Genomic DNA, 15,325 nt, shown 5'->3' on the forward strand with positions numbered 1-15,325 from the left:
AACAAATTTAATACCGCTTATCTCAATAAATTAACGTCTATCGGAGTTTTCGCGCAATTTATTCAAAAGATTTCACTTCTTAACAGCATTTAATACTAATGCTGCTAGAATTCAAATCGCTGACACACACCGCTCTTTTATCCCTTTTGGGCGGTGCAGCAAGTAAGACGTTTTCCCGCAATGTATTGGCCATTCATACTTCTCCCTTGGTATGAATGGTTTTTTTTATCTACGGTTTTGATAACCCATTCCTGACGCCTGATTAAGCAATATCTATATCCCAAACGCCATAAAAATCCCGCTGTAAGCCAGGGTATATCTACCATCTCATTATCCAGCTTCAAAAACCGCCTTGAAAATTCGATAACAAAATAAGGCAGATATACGCCTAACCCACGCAACAGCATTTTATGCCAAAATTTATTCAAAAACTGAAATATCAATCCACCCCAGAACCGACAATCCCATTGACACCGGCAGCCTGCGCCAACCGATATAAGATATGTTGCGGCATATCGTTGTGCCACAACCGCGTGATGTTCGCAATCACCGGCAGATGACAGGTTTGCCGCACCCTGACAATCGCATCCACATCCAAACGATAAGCATGTTCCGGCTCGAAACTTAAAGTCCCCGCCTCGCCCAAGATAATATGGTGATTGCCGCGTAAAGCGATGTGTTCGGCAGCCGCCAGCCAATCATCAACCCGATGATGCTTATCTTTACACAACACTACCGGCGTATTCAGACGACCCACTTCATCCAACAAGACCCGATTCCCCATCAGCTCTCCGCCCAGATACAAAACGTCTGCCTGCGCCTTCAAAGCCTCATCAATCTGACGCACATCGCGGATACGCACCAAAATCGGTTTTCCCTGTTCATGAAGCCGCCGAATATCCTGCTGCATCAGTTGGATTCTTGCCTTTTCGCTCCCGTTGTCCATTTCCGCATAAGGCCGTGCCGACAGATAAAACGGATCGACAAATCCCGCATCCGCATCCTCAATCCGATTGATATCCGCCGCAATATCCAAAACCTTCTCGCCGCCAAACAACACGCCCCGTATCGAAATCTTGCTGTCTTCAGGCTGCCCCTCCCGACTGATGATTTTCCAATCGTTCAAAACCCGGAACACGCGCTCCACATCGGGCAATCTAGCCAATTCATTGGAATGGAAGACCCGCTCGTCGCCCAGTGCGCCGATAATCGTCCTTTCTTCGCCACGCGAAATATGTTCCCGCAAGCCACGGCTGCGAATCGTATCCACCACCCGTTGAACAGATTCCTCACTCGACCATTTGCGCATTACGATAATCATCGACACCCTCCTCATACCAATAGAACCTGCATTATATAGCCACGTTTTATCCAAACGATACCTCAACACAAAGGGACAAGTGCAAACCGCCCACATTCATATTTATAAGGCATAGCAAACCATCAGGTCGTCTGAAACCCGCAACCACCATTCATACCCATTTACAACCCTCTGTCCTGCCGCACCAACCATCCCAAAGGCATGTGCTATACTCTTATACTTTAATTTTTATAAAAGCCCATGAACCTTCTGCCAAACTCCGGAAAATTCTGGCTGAAACTCCTCATCTTCAGCCTCATAGCGGTCATCGCCACCGCAGCCGGACTATACGCATCGGTTTACAACTTCTTCACACCCAAACGCATCGAAACCCTTACCCAATCCGCCCTGCAATCAACCCAACGCACCATCCGCTTCAGCCCTGAAATCCGGCGCAGTTGGTTCCCCCGCCCTACCCTTACTCTCAAAAACGTCGTCATCTCCTATCCCAACAGCACGCAAGCCGCCATCCACATTAAAGAAACCAACATCGGAATCGGCTGGAGCAGCCTGTGGAACGACACACCCATTATCGAAAAATGGGTGCTTAAAGGCGCAGATGTCTCAATCGAACGCGCCGAAAACGGCAAATGGAGCCTGCAAGACCTTTGGCAGCAGCCCCGCAACACGGCCACGCTCAACCGCCTCGTCGTAGAAAACAGCACCCTGCGTCTGAAACTCGACAACACACCGTACACCATCGAAGACTTCAGCCTCAACCTCCGTTCGGAAGATTCCGACGGCCGCCGTTTCAAAATCGGCGGCAACATCCGCAATCCGCAGTTCCCCCTCGAATGGAACGGCAACGGCCTGCTTCAAACCAACGCAGCAAACTGGAGCATTCCCGAGTTCCGCTTTGAAGCGCAGAGCCGCCGCGACCAAAACACGGTAAAAATCAACATCACCAGCGCCTTAGACTGGCAAACGCAAAACCACACCCTACAAGTCAGCAACATCAACCTGCGCGCAGACAGCGTTCAACAAAACCTCCACTTGACCGCCCAAGCACCCCTGCTCATCTTCAAAGACAACCACCTCAGCCTCAATACCGTCAGCGGAGCCTTTACCGCAGGCTCGCCCGACAGCCAATGGGACGGCTCCTTCAAACTCGACAAAACCAATCTGCGTCCGAGCGTCATCACCCTGGACAGCTTCGATCTCAACGGCAGATACAAAAACCAACTGCGCCAAACCAGCTTTACCGTCAGCGGCCCCATGTTGTGGCAGAAAAAAACCGGATTGCAATCCGACAGCCTGCGCATTACCACCCTGCAGGACACCGTCAACCGACTGCCCCAACCGCGCTTTATCAGCATGCTCGACGGAAATTTCAGCCTGACCGATTCCGGCAACTGGCAAGGCAGCTTCAAAGGCACATTCGACCGCCAACCCGTTGCCTTGAGCTTAAAATACCAAACCCAAGCCGAGCAAAAACCCAGACTCGAAGCAGGCGTCGCCCTGCAAAAACTCAACCTCACCCCCTACTTGGAAGACTTTCAAGCCGGTTCAGACGACCCCTACCCGAAATTTCTCAACCACGCCAACACCCCCGATATCGAAGCCAGCATCAAGGTCAACAATATCCAAACGCCCGGCTTCCAATTGGACAACGTCGAAACCCGGCTGACCGCCAATAACGAACATATCACCCTGAGCAACTTCAAAGCCGGACTCTACGGAGGCCGTACCGAGGGCGGCATCAGCATAGCCAACACCACACCCCTCTCCTACCACCTCCAACAAAACGCAGAAAGCGTACAAATCCAACCCTTGCTGCAAGACCTGTTCGGCTTCCACAGCTTCAGCGGCAACGGCAACGCCGTCATCGACCTGACCACCAAAGGCAACAACCGCGAGCAAATGCTCAAAAACCTCAACGGGATGCTGACCCTCAACATCTCCGAAGGCGCATGGCACGGTATCGACATGGACAACATCCTCAAAAACGGCATCATCAGTAAAGACAACACCCAACAAACCCCGCCGCCCAAAACCCCTTTCCACCATTTCGTCCTCAACAGCGAAATCGACAAAGGCATCAGCCGACACGTCAATACCGAGCTCTTTTCCGACAGCCTGCACGTTGTCAGCAGCGGCTATACCGACCTCAGCACCCAAGAGCTATCGGAAGACCTGCTCATCCGCAATGCCCTGAACCCGCAAAACAAACCCATTCCGCTCAAAATCAGAGGCACAGTACAAAACCCGTCCATCACCATCGACTACAACCGCCTGACCGACGGCCTCAACAGCCCGCAGGAAAAACAAAAAGCCCTCGAAAACACCCTGCGCGAACAATGGCAATGGATCAACCCCAACCGCAAATAACTCAAAGGTCGTCTGAAAACCGTTTTCAGACGACCTGCCTAGCCACACGGCAATCCGCCTTTTCACGGTTCGCAAGAAAATGAAGCTAAAACTGACTGATACGCAGATACCCCCTCTTCCGCCAAACAGAAGAAGGGGTATTTTATTGCTGGCCAGAATTTTGACTTATGGCAAGAGTATGTGAAAAAACGTGAGGTCGTCTGAAAAAACGGTTGCCATTTTTTACAGATGGTTTATAGTTCTTTATAACTAATTTTCAGCTAGTTCCTTATATCTATCTTTGCAACCTTGGATAAGCAGTTGCCATTGGGTATTCCGCCCGGCGGCAACATTTTTTTATCCGCCGGGATTTGATAAAATCCGTCCGTTTTATCTGACGCAGGTCGTCTGAAAAACATAATACTTTGAATATTTATAGTTTTTATGGTTATAAATATCAAATAAAAATAAACATTTTACGACAACAGCTTTATCTGGAATCAACCAAATGAACAATACAAACAAAGAGAAACTTTTCAAACTCAGCACCTTGGCGTTCTGTCTTGCCGCGCTGCCGCAAGCCGTTCACGCCGCTGAAGAAGTGCAGCAGGTCGAATTAAAGCAGGTCAATGTGGTCGGCAAAAACCGCAGCCTGCGTACCGAAAATCGAAATGACTATACGACTTCGGCTATGAGTTCTACCACAGGACTGGCATTGACTCCGCGCGAGACGCCGCAATCCGTCAGCGTTATTACAAAAAATCAAATTAACGATCAAGGTATTACTACGCTGGCAGATGCGTTGAAAACAACGACTGGCGTAAATGTCGTTCGCCAAGGGAACCGCACCCATTTCCAAAGCCGCGGATTCTATATTGAAAAATTGGAAGAAGACGGCATGGCTACCACTATTGGTGCGCCGGGCATATTTGGCAGTCCTGCCAGAGACGGGCACAACATCACCGACCTTGCCATGTATGACCACATTGAAGTTGTGCGCGGTGCGGCCGGGCTGACCCAATCCAACAGCGCGCCCGGAGGTACGATTAATGCCGTACGCAAAAAACCGACGGTTAAAAAACAAATCAGTATGAATGGTTTAGCCGACCGTTTCGGCAAACGGCATATCGAATTGGATGCCTCGGGCACTTTAAGCTCAGAAAACCAACTCCGCGGGCGTATTGTCGGCAGTTTTGATCATGACAAAACATTTCAGGATAAAGTGAAAGGGCAAAATAGCCTTCTTTATGGCGTTTTGGAAAAAGACATCGGAGAAAACAGCAAGGTTTCTGTCGGTGCGTACCGTATCGCCCAGCGCAACACCCCTAATCTCAACGGCTTACCTTTATGGGAAGACGGAAGCAGTCTGCCGCGCGACAGCTATTTCGGTGCCGATTGGAATCATGGGCGATTCATCAAAAATGGTGTTTTTGCAGAATTTGACCACTACTTCAACGACAACTGGAAATGGAACAGCAAAATCGATTGGCGAAACAGCCACTCTGACCAAAGGTATGCTTTCTTAATGGCAGACAAAAGCGGGTTGAAAGCCAATCAATCCATCGGTATTGAAGACCAACAGGCTTTCCGCTATCAGCACGACAGCAAACATCTGCATATTCAAAACAACCTGCGCGGCAAGTTTGAAGCCTTGGGTCAAACCCACGACATCTTCCTGACTCATAATTATTCGAAAGAGCGCAATAACCTGCACCATACCCGTATGCAGGCAACCGGCAGCTACGATCCATTTTCTGCCGTTATCCCCCAGCCGGACTGGGCTGCCGAACCATACAGCATTATGGACAGCAACAACCATTTCTATACGCACGCCCTTGCAGCAGGTACCCGCATCAATCCTACGGAAAAACTGCATCTGTTGGTAGGCGGACGCTATACCCATTGGAAACGCGACTTCGATTACAACTGGTCCCGTTATGCAGGCGCTCCGGACAATGATGCAAAAACCTATTCGGTCAAAAACAGCAAATTCATTCCATACATCGGCATCACTTACGATTTCATGCCGGGGCAAAGCCTCTATGCAAGCTATACATCCATCTACAAACCGACTCTGAAAACAAATGCAGACAACAGCTATCTCGCGCCCGAAGTCGGTAAAAACTACGAATTGGGTTGGAAAGGCGAATGGATGCAGAGCAAACTCAATACGGCCGTTTCCCTGTTCCAAACCGATAACACCAACGTCGGCGTGCGTGTCAACGTTCCGGCCAGCGGCAACAGGAAACAGACTTTCTACTACGTTCCCGCAAAAGAACGCAGCCGCGGTGTAGATGCGGAAATTTCCGGAGCAATCGGCGCAAATTGGAAACTGTTTGCCGGCTATACCTACAATATCCGCAAAACAGAAAACCATCCCAATACCGAGGGCGATTTTGCCAACTGGACCCCAAAACACATTTTCCGCGCTTACAGCAGCTATACGCCGCCGTTTGCAAACGGTAAGTTAAGTATCGGTATAGGCTTGTCCAGTCAAAGCAAAACCGGCAGCAAGCTGCCCCAGGGCGGCTATACCGTTTGGAATGCCGGTTTGCAATACCGTCCGACCGACAATTTGCAACTTGGGCTGGCGGTCAACAACCTGACTGACAAACGCTACTATGAAAACAACAGCAACCGTACAAAAAACTACGGCGGCTTCTACGGCGAACCGCGCAATGCCGTGTTCAGCCTGAAGTGGAAAATGTAGTCCGTCTGCGGTAGCAAAATTAAAAAACAATAACCAAATCATATTCGGCAATCTATCCGACCTGCTCCTGACAGACAGGGAACGGTTGCCGTTGCTGTAAAAGAAAGGGGTCGTCTGAAAACCGCCGTTGGGTTTTCAGACGACCCCTTTCCCATAAAAACCTCTTCATCCCCACTTGAAGGAGCTGCGATGAACCATCCGATCCGCTACGCCTGCCTGCTTGCCGCCGTCCCGCTGCAACTTTCCGCCCAAACCGCCGAACAGACGGAACATGTTGACCTGCCCGCCGTTAACGTAACCGGACAAAGCCGTACTGCTTCGCGTGACAGTTATACCGTGCCAACCATGTCCACCGCCACCGGCCTGCCGATCTCCCCCAAAGACACGCCGCAATCCGTCAGCGTCATTACGCGCAAACAGATGGACGATTCGGGCGCGACCACGCTGGAAGACGCATTGAAAACCACCACGGGGCTGAATATTTACAAACAGGGTTTCCAAACCCGCTTTCAATCCAGAGGCTTCGACATCGCGCAGATCAGCGAAGACGGTGTCAATTCGACGGTCTGTACCATGTGCGGCAATAATCCGCACGATGCCAAACAACTGACCGACACCGCGCTTTACGACCGCATCGAAGTCGTGCGCGGGGCAACCGGCTTGCGTAAAGCGCAAAGCGAGCCGGGCGGCAGTATCAACGCCATCCGCAAACGCCCGACCGCTGCGCCGCTGCTTGAATTTGACGCAACCGCCGACCGCTTCGGCACGCTGCGCACTTCCGCCGATGTGTCGGGATTCCTCAGCCGCGACAATGGCTTGCGCGGGCGCGCGGTTGCCGTACTTGAAAAAAACAAAAGCTGGCGTAAAAACAGCGACGGCAATAAAGGGATCATTTACGGCGTTATCGACAAGCAAGTCGGGGAAAACGATATGCTGACGTTGAGTGCGATGTACCACCGTGAAAAAGATGTACCTTCCCTGTTCGGGCTGCCCGCCAATCCCGACGGCAGCGACCTGCGGTTACCGCGCGACAGCTATTTGGGTGCAAACTGGAACCGTGCGGATTACAAAAAAGCCAATATATTCGCCGAATGGAAGCACCATTTCGGCGATCGTTGGAATCTGACCACTTCCGTCGATTACCGCCGCAACAAATCCGTTACCGAATATGGTTACGTCCCGCAGCGGCAAGATATTTCGCCCGCAGGCACATTGAGCGACGGCTATACCGGCAGAAGCGACCGCAACAACAGTCAATGGACTGTGCAAAGCGATTTAGAAGGAAAATTTGATTGGTTCGGTCGCGAACATGAGCTTTACGCGGGCTATGAATACACCAAAGAAAAATTCGATAATATGTGGCGAGGCACACCCTTGAAAGATGGCAACTATTCTGTTTTTGCTTGGACGGGTGATGAAATTGCCAAACCTGATTGGAACACGGCCCGCAATATCGAAATCCGTAAAACCGTTCCCGACACCCACACGGCAACCATAGCCACCCGCCTGAACATTGCCGACAAATGGCACATCCTGCTCGGCACAAGTTACAGCCGCTGGCGGCAATCACAATATCTGTCATGGATGAAAACCCCCGACAGCCACTATAAAAAAGGCCGTTTCATCCCCTACGCAGGCATTACCTACGACATTACCCCGCAACAAAACCTATATGCAAGTTACACCAGCATTTTCAAATACTCGGGCGATTATTACGACATCAATGACAAGCTCTTGCCGCCTGTAATGGGCAACAGCTACGAAATCGGCTGGAAAGGCGCGTGGAACAACAATAAATTGAACACCACCCTCGCCCTGTTTCAAACCGAAAAACACAACCAACCCACAGACACATGGTTGGGTAAAGACCTCGCAACGGGCAATATCCGTCCTTGGGTACGCGGCAACCGCGCCATCTACACGCCTGTACGCATGGAAAGCCGCGGTATTGATGCCGAAATTGCCGGCAACATCACCGACGACTGGCAGATTTTTGCGGGCTACACCTTCAACAAAAGGCGTTATACCTCCACCGCTGCCGCCCAAACCGCAGAGCGCAACGGTCGCGGGGTCGATTTCAGCCAGCACACGCCCCGACATATCTTCCGCCTCAATACCATGTACCGCCTGCCCGGTGCGGCGCGCAAATGGACGGTGGGCGGCGGTGTCAACGTCCAAAGCAAATCCAGCCCGATTATGGTGGACGGAGAGAAACAATATTTGGGCGGTTACGCAGTTTGGCATGCAGCCGTACAATACGAACCCTCCAAGCACGCCAAACTCAGTCTGAAAGTCGACAACCTGACCGACAAACGCTATTACGAAAGTTACGCCCACCGCGCTACCTACCAAGGACATTTCTACGGACAACCGCGCAATGTAACCTTGAACTTCAAGTGGAAGATGTAGCCATTTTATAAAGCGAGGTCGTCTGAAAATACAATCCGGCTTTCAGACGACCTCCCGTCCTGCCGCCATGCTGCCCATCCCGACATGACGGCATCGGTATTTTTATTTGAACCACTGCAAACCGTCGTCTGAAAACCGGCAGGAAACAAAAGCGTCGGATAGCGTGTCTGATGCCGTTATCCCACCAATGCAGATTTTCAGACGACCTCCCGTTATTTGTACCAACACACCATCCATGAACATCCTCAAAAAATTCTCCCGACTCGCCCGCCCCTTTTGGACGGGGGCGCACGGGCGCATCCAATGGTTGATGCTCGCCATCCTCATCGGCTTCACCCTTTGTTCCATCACCATCAGCGTTTGGATTGCTGCGTGGGACAAACGCTTCTACGACGCGCTCGCCGCGTTTGACGGCGCGTCCATGCCTTCGCTCATCGTCGAATACCTCGGTTACATGGCGATGATTATCGGCTGCATCGTCTGCGGCGACTGGCTGCAAAAACGCCTCATCTTCCGCTGGCGCACCCACCTGACCGAACAATTCCAGCAAAACTGGCTCGAAGGCCACAAACACTACCGCCTGCGCCTGACCGGTGAACCCGACAACCCCGACCAGCGCATCGCCGAAGACATCTACCTCCTCGCCGACAAAAGCATCAGCCTCTTTCGCTCCTTCATCAATAATATTGCCAAATTCAGCGCATTCGTCGCCGTATTGTGGACGCTCTCCGGCGTGCAGACCTTCAACATCGGCGGACGCGACATCACCATACACGGCTACCTCGTCTGGGTTGCCCTGATTTATTCCGTCATCAGCACCCTGATTGCCCACCTCGTCGGCCGCAAACTCAAAAATCTCAACATCGACCGTCAGCACCGCGAAGCCGACTACCGCGCCGCCCTCCTGCGCGTGCGCGACCACGCCGAACAAATCGCCTTCTACAACGGCGGCGAAGCCGAAACAGGTCGTCTGAAACAACGCTACCTCCGCATCCGCGACAACTGGCGGCGGCTCACCAACTGCGAATTCCGCCAAGAAACCTTCTGGGCGGCCTATGTCCGCATCAGCATCTTCATCCCCATCCTCGCCACCCTGCCCATGTACCTCGCCAAAACCATGACCTTCGGCGACATGATGCAGACCCGCACATCGTTTGCCCGCGTCCAAGACAGCTTCGGCTGGTTTACCGACTCCTACCGCCGCCTCATCGAATGGGCGGCAGTCGTAGAACGCCTCTCCGGTTTTCAGACGGCATTGGAACAAGTAGAGCAGGAAGGCAGAAGCGCCGCCCACCCAACGTCCGCACCCGCCCTGACTTTAAACAACCACCGCCAAAGCGGCATCCTCGTCCTGCAAAACCTTACCGTCCACACCCAAACCGGTAGCCCACTGCTCACCGACATCAACCTCGAAGCCCACGCCCCCGAATGGGTGTTGCTCGAAGGCAGAAGCGGTATCGGCAAATCCACCCTGCTGCGCGCCCTCGCAGGCTTGTGGCCGTATTACCAAGGCAGCTTCGCCCTCGACGGCAGCCTCCTCTTCCTGCCCCAACGCCCCTACCTCCCCGCCGACACCCTGCGCCACACCGTCAGCTATCCCCACCCCGCCTGCCAAGACGACCGACTTATTCAGACGACCTTGGAACAAGTCGGACTAGGCCGCCTGAAAGATAATTTAGACGAACCATACGAATGGCACGGCATCCTTTCCGGCGGCGAACAGCAACGCCTCAGCCTCGCCCGCGCGCTGCTGCACAAACCGCAAATCCTGTTCCTCGACGAAGCCACCAACCAGCTCGACGGCGAATCCGCATTGACGCTGATGCAGGTTCTCAAGCAAAACCTTCCCGACACCCTCGTCATCGGTATCAGCCATCAACCCGAAATCCAAGCCTTGTTCGGACGTAAAGTTAATTTAAAACCACTTGGCGAACTTGCAAACCGTTCAGATTAGTAATATAGTTCTTTCTGACTAGTTTCATAGTTCTTTAGGGTTACTTTTAAAACTCCTTGGATAGCCTCCGCCAGCTCCCGGCAGGAGGCGTTTTTTTGTCCGCAGTTTTTTACCTTCGCTTAAGACATTGAATTTCAAAGCACCCGGCCAATATCAACCGCACTAAAAAAGGTCGTCTGAAAAACATTTCTGCTTTTCAGACGACCTCTTGCCATATCCAAAATCAAATAGAGAAATCTTCGACCACCGGCGTATAAAGAATACGGTCTACCACATCCCGCGTCAGCTTCGGCGAGAACATTTCGATAAAATCGTAGGTATAACCGCGAAGATAAGTATCCGAGCGTACTGCAATCCAAATGGGCGAAGGCTCAAACAGATGCGCAGCATCGACCAATTCCAAATCCGCATCCTTCTCCGGATCAAATGCCATCTTCGCCATCAACCCGACCCCAAGCCCCAGTCGGACATAAGTCTTCAAGACATCCGTATCCGCTGCCGACAACACCACATCCGGATTATCCAAATGCGCCTTATTAAAAGCACGCGCAATACTGCTGCCCTGATTAAATGCAAATTCGTAAGTAATCAAAGGAAACGAAGCCAAATCCTCAATACTTAAAGGATTCATACATTCCAACAAAGGATGCTCTTTCGGCACGATGACCGCATGGTTCCATTCATCACACGTCAACTTGCTCAGTTCGGGATGATCGTCAATCCGCTCCGTCACAATCGCAATATCCGCCTCGCCATTGCTGACCATTTGCGCAATAGCAGCAGGACTCCCCTGCTTGATCGTCAGATTGACCCTCGGATAACGCTTCACAAAATCCGCCACAATCAAAGGCAGCGCATAGCGTGCCTGCGTATGCGTCGTCGCAATCGTCAGAGCACCGCTGTCGTGATCGGTAAACTCGCTGCCGATATTCTTAATATTTTGGACATCTCGCAAAATCCGTTCCGAAATTTCCAACACCGCCTTACCCGGCTGGGAAACAGACACCACACGCTTGCCGCTGCGTATAAAAATCTGCACCCCCAGTTCTTCTTCCAAAAGGCGGATTTGCTTGGAAATACCCGGTTGCGAAGTAAATAGCGCATCCGCAGCCTCAGATACATTCAAATTATGGCGGTACACCTCCAACGCATACCGCAATTGCTGTAATTTCATAGGTAGTCCGGTTGTATTGTGTTTGTATGTTTTATACGACAAGCGGCACATAATTTAACATATTTTGCCGGATTTGTCGGACATCCAAAAAACACACAAGGAAGCTTTTGTTTTCAATAAAACTATACATATAAACTATGAAAACCGTCTTTACAGCACGCAAACTCTTGTTGCGTTTCCGCAACTGCAAATGGAAACAGACCCGAATTTCCTGATAAATAAATGACACAAGCTTGATTTTTAGGCATGATTCACCATTAGGAGGCAAGCAGTTTCATGTTTTTATCAAGGCATCGAGTATTGACAGTCTGTGCCATGCTTCTTTATAGTGCAAACTGATATATCCGATTTGCCGCTGTTTTATGCTGCGGCCTGTATATTGGTAATTTGCTGCGGCTGCTTCCTGTATCCGCCGCATAACAATTTTGATGAGGGAATAAAATGACCAAACAGCTGAAATTAAGCGCATTGTTCGTTGCATTGGTTGCTTCAGGCACTGCAATGGCAAGTGAAGCGCACACCAAACACGGCTACACCGTAAGCAGCCAATCTCAAGAAGTCGTCCGTAACAACTACGGCGAGTGCTGGAAAAACAGCTACTTCGACAAAGAAACCCAAGGTCGTGTCGAATGTGGTGACCGCGAAGCGGTAGCCGCAGTTCAACAAGCTCCCGAATACGTTGACGAAACTGTTTCCCTGTCTGCGAAAACCCTGTTCGGCTTCGACAAAGACATCCTGCGTCCTGAAGCTCAAGAAAACCTGAACAGCCTGGCTCAACGCCTGAGCAACGAAAACGTACAAACCGTACGTATCGAAGGTCATACCGACTTCATGGGTTCTGAAGAGTACAACCAAAACCTGTCTGAGCGTCGTGCCAACGTAGTTGCCAACTACTTGGTAGGTCGTGGCGTTCCTTCCAGCAAAGTTTCCGCTACAGGTCTTGGCGAGTCTCAAGCTCAAATGACTGCTACTTGTGAAGCAGAAGTAGCAAAACTGGGCAAAAAAGTATCCAAAGCCAAAAAACGCGCTGCTTTGATCGCATGTATCGAGCCTGACCGTCGCGTTGATGTGAAAATCCGCAGCACTGTTACCAAACAAGTTGCTCCGGGTCAAACAATTGAAGGTCAAGGCGAACGTCCGGCAGTGGATGAAGGCTGGATTCCTTCTCCATACAACGGCGTACACGGCTACGCTAAGCCTTAATCGAAACATCCCAGAAACCCCGCTTCCCTGCGGGGTTTTTATTTTGTCGGATTAACGTTGATACAAAGGTCGTCTGAAAAATCGAGATTTGGCTTCTTTTAACTTTGCCACAACTTCCCCTTCAGACGACCTAGATTTTCCTCATGAATCCTTTTCTACCTCTTCTCGATCAATCTATCTGATAGAAGCTGAGAATTTCGGTATCAACCTGCCATATATCGCCGTCACCATTTGACACAGATAATAGCCAAATACAAAAAATTAAAAAGCGTACAAAAGCAAAAGGTCGTCTGAAACCAGAAAACCTGTTTTCAGACGACCTTTATTTGCAATACCGTTTACCGGAAGATTATTTCTTCGAGCCGACGAATGCGCCTACCGTATTGCCGCTAGAGAATCCGCCTGCAACTTCCGCTGCATTTTTGCCAAAGAAACCGCCTTTGACTTGGGTCGCACCGGATTGTTCAAACTTGTTGCCGCTAATTTGGGCATTAACAGCAATGTTGTCGCCAAATTTAGCATCACGAGAGATAGTGCCTGTTAATTTTTTACTGTCAAAATTGGCAGTCAACTCTGTGCGGGTAATATCGTAATTTGCGCCGCTATGCATAGAGGCAACGCTGGTGCTGTAATGAACTTGTCCTTTAGGCAGCTCGGCTGCGGGCGTAAAGTGTCCGCTGAAGAAAGCTTGTTTTTTGCCGTTAACTTCCAACACGCCGGCAGTAGCGTTTGCTGAAGCGGTATTGACCAAGAATTTCTGTACGGATTTCGGCTCGCCGGATGCAATTCCTGAAATGAAACCAGGAACTTTGCCTTTCCAATTATTCAAAGAAATACCGCCGCTTTGGGTCAAGTCGAAATCCACACCGTCAACGCGGATGTGTTTGATGTTGCTATTATCGATGGCAATGCTATTACCGCCAACTGTTTGCTGTGCGGCGGTAGGAACCGTCGGAGTAGCAGGAGTTTTAGGAGCGGTAGGCGTTTTAGGAGTAGTCGGCGTTTTACCCGTCTCAGGTTTTGCAGGAGTTGTCGTTGATGGGGGAGTTGCAGGCTTCTGCGACGTTGATGGGTTGCTTGGACCTGCGTTAGGCGTAGATTGTGAAGATGGAGTGGAATTTCCACCGCCACCCCCGCCTCCGCAGGCAGCCAAAGTTGCTGTACAAATCAATGCAAGTACTTTTTTCATGTCGTATCATCCTTTTTTAAATTGAATCTCGAAGTTTCTGTATTCGGGAACAAGTCTTGATTGTGCTTGCGATGCACCTGAATCAATGACTTAGACATTTTATACTAAAAAGGTAAGCCGACCCATATGTAATAGTTAATTCAAGTAAATTTACAAACAAAATATAACTAAATTATGACTAAGTTAACAATTTATTGGCAGGAAACACATAAAATCAACTCACTTTTTCAGACGACCTGCATTTTCCTCATGAATCCTTTATAATCTCTTCCTTTATAAATCAATATCTTTTGAAAGAAGCAAAATGTCCGATTTCCGTCAAGATTTCCTCAAGTTTGCGCTGGCGCAGAATGTATTGAAATTCGGTGAATTCACAACCAAGGCAGGCCGTCAGTCGCCTTATTTTTTCAACGCCGGACTGTTTAACGACGGCGCATCGACGCTGCAACTGGCGAAGTTTTATGCGCAGGCGATTATCGAGAGCGGCGTAAAATTCGACATGCTGTTCGGCCCGGCTTACAAAGGCATTATTTTGGCGGCGGCGACGGCGATGATGCTGGCGGAAAAAGGCGTGAACGTGCCGTTTGCCTACAATCGCAAAGAAGCGAAAGACCACGGCGAAGGCGGTGTGTTGGTCGGTGCGCCGCTCAAAGGCCGCGTATTGATTATCGACGACGTAATTTCTGCGGGAACATCTGTGCGCGAATCGGTCAAACTGATTGAAGCGGAAGGTGCAACGCCCGCCGCCGTCGCCATCGCGCTCGACCGTATGGAAAAAGGTACGGGCGAATTGTCCGCCGTTCAGGAAGTGGAAAAACAATACGGCTTGCCCGTCGTCGCCATTGCCAATCTGAACGACTTGTTCACGCTCCTGCAAAACAACGCGGAATTCGGCGGCTTCCTCGAGCCGGTCGGAGCCTACCGCGAACGCTACGGCGTTGCCTAAAATCCGATAAACAAAAGGTCGTCTGAAAACGGACAATCCCTTTTCAGACGACCCAATCCAATCAAACACACAT

At 50.5% G+C, this 15,325-nt stretch carries 9 protein-coding genes; 6 read left to right on the top strand and 3 right to left on the bottom strand.

The window, feature by feature from the left end; genetic code table 11:
* Positions 1-439 precede the first annotated feature (439 nt).
* A complete protein-coding gene (locus MON40_RS11320; protein WP_039862729.1) occupies positions 440-1,321 on the bottom strand; it encodes a chorismate mutase in 882 nt (293 codons plus the stop codon).
* Between the two features lie 240 nt (positions 1,322-1,561).
* Between MON40_RS11320 and MON40_RS11325 the strand changes: the two genes are divergently transcribed.
* From MON40_RS11325 to MON40_RS11340, 4 genes are all read left to right on the top strand, one after another.
* Entirely contained in the window at positions 1,562-3,688 is a 2,127-nt protein-coding gene (locus tag MON40_RS11325) for an AsmA family protein (protein ID WP_003776373.1), read from the top strand.
* A 487-nt stretch (positions 3,689-4,175) separates the two neighbouring features.
* Positions 4,176-6,377, top strand: coding sequence for a TonB-dependent siderophore receptor (locus tag MON40_RS11330; protein ID WP_003776371.1), 2,202 nt, complete (start codon positions 4,176-4,178; stop codon positions 6,375-6,377).
* A 189-nt stretch (positions 6,378-6,566) separates the two neighbouring features.
* Complete coding sequence (locus MON40_RS11335) at positions 6,567-8,786, top strand: TonB-dependent siderophore receptor (RefSeq protein ID WP_003776369.1); 2,220 nt, start codon at positions 6,567-6,569, stop codon at positions 8,784-8,786.
* A gap of 235 nt (positions 8,787-9,021) precedes the next feature.
* Positions 9,022-10,740, top strand: a complete 1,719-nt coding sequence (locus MON40_RS11340; RefSeq protein WP_039862728.1) for an ABC transporter ATP-binding protein/permease — start codon at positions 9,022-9,024, stop codon at positions 10,738-10,740.
* Positions 10,741-10,963: 223 nt separating this feature from the next.
* On the opposite strand, the gene MON40_RS11345 is transcribed toward MON40_RS11340, so the two are convergent.
* Positions 10,964-11,914, bottom strand: a complete 951-nt coding sequence (locus MON40_RS11345; RefSeq protein WP_003759222.1) for a CysB family HTH-type transcriptional regulator — start codon at positions 11,912-11,914, stop codon at positions 10,964-10,966.
* Positions 11,915-12,355: 441 nt separating this feature from the next.
* On the opposite strand from MON40_RS11345, the gene MON40_RS11350 reads away from it, so the two are divergent.
* A complete protein-coding gene (locus tag MON40_RS11350) occupies positions 12,356-13,117 on the top strand; it encodes an OmpA family protein (protein ID WP_003759227.1) in 762 nt (253 codons plus the stop codon).
* A 349-nt stretch (positions 13,118-13,466) separates the two neighbouring features.
* Here the strand turns inward: MON40_RS11350 and MON40_RS11355 are convergent, their stop codons facing one another.
* The gene (locus MON40_RS11355; RefSeq protein WP_242925912.1) at positions 13,467-14,306 is read right to left on the bottom strand and encodes a transferrin-binding protein-like solute binding protein; all 840 of its coding nucleotides are present in this window, start codon (positions 14,304-14,306) and stop codon (positions 13,467-13,469) included.
* Between the two features lie 304 nt (positions 14,307-14,610).
* On the opposite strand from MON40_RS11355, the gene pyrE reads away from it, so the two are divergent.
* Entirely contained in the window at positions 14,611-15,252 is a 642-nt protein-coding gene (gene pyrE, locus MON40_RS11360; protein ID WP_003776358.1) for an orotate phosphoribosyltransferase, read from the top strand.
* The last annotated feature ends 73 nt before the right edge of the window (positions 15,253-15,325 follow it).

This window comes from Neisseria macacae ATCC 33926 (assembly GCF_022749495.1).
Classification (GTDB): domain Bacteria; phylum Pseudomonadota; class Gammaproteobacteria; order Burkholderiales; family Neisseriaceae; genus Neisseria; species Neisseria macacae.

Excerpts from the sequence above, each read along its gene's own strand:
- MON40_RS11320 (WP_039862729.1), bottom strand. The coding sequence starts at position 1,321 with ATGATTATCGTAATGCGCAAATGGTCGAGTGAGGAATCTGTTCAACGG.
- MON40_RS11325 (WP_003776373.1), top strand. The coding sequence starts at position 1,562 with ATGAACCTTCTGCCAAACTCCGGAAAATTCTGGCTGAAACTCCTCATC.
- MON40_RS11330 (WP_003776371.1), top strand. The coding sequence starts at position 4,176 with ATGAACAATACAAACAAAGAGAAACTTTTCAAACTCAGCACCTTGGCG.
- MON40_RS11335 (WP_003776369.1), top strand. The coding sequence starts at position 6,567 with ATGAACCATCCGATCCGCTACGCCTGCCTGCTTGCCGCCGTCCCGCTG.
- MON40_RS11340 (WP_039862728.1), top strand. The coding sequence starts at position 9,022 with ATGAACATCCTCAAAAAATTCTCCCGACTCGCCCGCCCCTTTTGGACG.
- MON40_RS11345 (WP_003759222.1), bottom strand. The coding sequence starts at position 11,914 with ATGAAATTACAGCAATTGCGGTATGCGTTGGAGGTGTACCGCCATAAT.
- MON40_RS11350 (WP_003759227.1), top strand. The coding sequence starts at position 12,356 with ATGACCAAACAGCTGAAATTAAGCGCATTGTTCGTTGCATTGGTTGCT.
- MON40_RS11355 (WP_242925912.1), bottom strand. The coding sequence starts at position 14,306 with ATGAAAAAAGTACTTGCATTGATTTGTACAGCAACTTTGGCTGCCTGC.
- pyrE (WP_003776358.1), top strand. The coding sequence starts at position 14,611 with ATGTCCGATTTCCGTCAAGATTTCCTCAAGTTTGCGCTGGCGCAGAAT.